The organism is Aetokthonos hydrillicola CCALA 1050, from assembly GCF_017591665.1.
In the GTDB taxonomy this organism is placed as follows: domain Bacteria; phylum Cyanobacteriota; class Cyanobacteriia; order Cyanobacteriales; family Nostocaceae; genus Aetokthonos; species Aetokthonos hydrillicola.
Genome location: NZ_JAAKGC010000381.1, coordinates 1 through 1,555 on the forward strand (window position 1 = coordinate 1; position 1,555 = coordinate 1,555).

Genomic DNA, 1,555 nt, shown 5'->3' on the forward strand with positions numbered 1-1,555 from the left:
CGCCCGGTAGGATACCCGCTCGCTTTAAAAGCAGGTGTTCCTTCTCTTGGGGCTACAACCGTTACAGCTTTGGTTGTTTTATTCTCCGCCACTTCCAGCCCTACACCGCTAACATTACCAGCCGTATCCTGATCTAGAATTTGGAATTGTTGGGGATCGAAACATTCGGTGTAGCGATCGCCTAATTTGGCCACCATTTCTTGAATCGCGGCATAAGCTTGTGCCTTAGAATTGTAGGAGCGTCTGAGATACTGCTGTCGAATTGCTTTCCAGTTCTGGTGGTTAAAGCTCGGATCGACATAATTTTGTTCAAGGATTTGCCATACCTCATCCACGAGTTGTTTGGGGCTAGATTGATTTTGAGCTAGAGTTTTTGGAGTGTAGACATTAACTCCAGCTAGAAGCACCATGACAACACAAAGTTCTATCTTGACGAGCAATTTTTGCTTGAACATACCAGTATTCTTAAAGACTAAACTGGGGGCTATTTTATCTTTATTTTTGGTATAAGTCCCCCTATCAAATCAACAAGAATAGTTTAAAAGCTAGGATGAATGTTGCAGATGACGTTGATTGTGTTGGCTGCGTAATTGCTGAAGTTGCTGCTGTTGTTCAGGAGTCAGTACAGCATTAATTTGACTTTCAGTAGAGGAATGAATTTGTTTGAGTTGAGCTTTTTGATCGTCCGTTAAGTTAAGTGTTGGTTTAATATGTTGAGTTCTAGCTTGTTGTAGTTGCGCCTTTTGTTCTGCTGTGAAAACAGCATCCATTTGTTGCTTAGCTGAGTCTCGTATTTGTTTAATTTGTGCTTTCTGAGGATCAGTCAAATTAAGTTTTTGCCAAAAACCACCATGATGCCGTTCGCCTGTCTGGGCTTGGTCTGCAATTGCAGGATTGTTAAATCCTGAAATCATGGGACTAGCAGCCAATATCAACGCGAGTGTTCCAGTCACTAAAAACCAAGCTTTCTTCATAAAAACTCCTATCAATTCTTTTATTACCCTTAAGGTGCATAACATACCTATATTAAGAGGGTTAACAAAAAAAATAAACTGTCAAAATTCACAACTTGACACATGACTTTAGTCATGATTTTTTTCTAGCTAATTGGCAGGTTTAACTCTAGGACTTATGTTTATGACTTATTAATACTATTAAACATGGTGCAAGCTAGTATAAGGGCTACACTCATGATAATTTGCCATTCTATTATGCCTGATAGTACCCAGCTAATGTAGTTGTTTCAGAATCTCATTGGGAATGCTATTAATTGTAAAAATATTTACAGTGGAATCTGAATGACAAACTCTGTACCCTTTCCTGGAGTCGAAATGCAGCTTAATTGACCTCCATGTTGTTCTGCGATAATTGAATAGCTGATGGATAATCCTAAACCTGTACCACTACCTACAGGTTTTGTAGTGAAAAATGGTTCAAAGATTTTATTTTGTACTGATTCTGTCATCCCAATCCCATTATCGATAATTCGGATGACAACATATTTTTCTTCTTGAACTTCAGTGCGAATCGTAATGGTTGGTTCGTGATTTATCTT

2 protein-coding genes and 1 pseudogene are annotated in these 1,555 nt (G+C 38.8%); all 3 read right to left on the reverse strand.

What is annotated here, in order from left to right:
- Nucleotides 1-455, reverse strand: a pseudogene (locus G4P69_RS38115) (peptidase S41); the annotation flags it as partial.
- 90 nt (nt 456-545) lie between these two features.
- Entirely contained in the window at nt 546-974 is a 429-nt protein-coding gene (locus G4P69_RS38120) for a Spy/CpxP family protein refolding chaperone (RefSeq protein WP_208344573.1), read from the reverse strand.
- A gap of 308 nt (nt 975-1,282) precedes the next feature.
- Nucleotides 1,283-1,555, reverse strand: a 273-nt coding sequence (locus tag G4P69_RS38125; RefSeq protein ID WP_208355168.1) for a sensor histidine kinase, incomplete at its 5' end; no start/stop codon positions are given.